This is a genomic window from Paenibacillus vietnamensis (assembly GCF_020169515.1).
Taxonomy (GTDB): domain Bacteria; phylum Bacillota; class Bacilli; order Paenibacillales; family Paenibacillaceae; genus Pristimantibacillus; species Pristimantibacillus vietnamensis.
This window is the reverse complement of the sequence record NZ_JAHMHW010000043.1, coordinates 1-544: the sequence shown is the minus strand read 5'-3', so window position 1 is coordinate 544 and position 544 is coordinate 1. Positions and strand designations below refer to the sequence as shown.

General features: G+C 48.2%; 1 protein-coding gene. It reads left to right on the top strand.

Annotated features, from left to right (window positions below; genetic code table 11):
• Nucleotides 1–369: RNA-guided endonuclease TnpB family protein (locus tag KP806_RS27450; RefSeq protein ID WP_224726934.1), on the top strand; the 369-nt coding region annotated here is incomplete at its 5' end.
• Nucleotides 370–544: the final 175 nt, after the last annotated feature.

Here is a 544-nt window from a genome sequence, read left to right as displayed (position 1 = left end):
GACTACAACCGAAAATTAGCGAAGCAAATCGTACAGTTTTCTTTGGAATTTAACAGTCCCGTCTTGAAGATGGAGCAACTGGAGCGTATCCGCGAAACCTGTAAGTGTACACGACATGCGGATCGAACGATTCATTCATGGGCCTTTTATCAGCTTCAACAATTTATAGAAGAGTCGGCGCATAAGCAGGGGATTCCTGTACAAAAAGTAGCTCCTGCCTATACGAGTCAACAGTGTTTTCGGTGCAAGCACACAGCAAAGGACAATCGTCGTCGAGACCGATTTCAATGTCAAGCGTGTGGGCACCGAATCCATGCAGACTTGAATGCAGCACATAATATTGCAACAAGCACGAGCTTGGCGGTGTAGTTCGCCTAGGGAAGCGAACGATAGACCAAGTGCCTGCACGGTATAATTCGATGCAGGAGAGTAGTGTGGCACTACTTATGGCGTCCATGTTGAAGACAGGTCGGAAACGAAACAACGGGTTCTCAGTCTATCAAGGGAGAACCTCTGTCCAAGTGAGTCGCCCCCGTACTTCCAC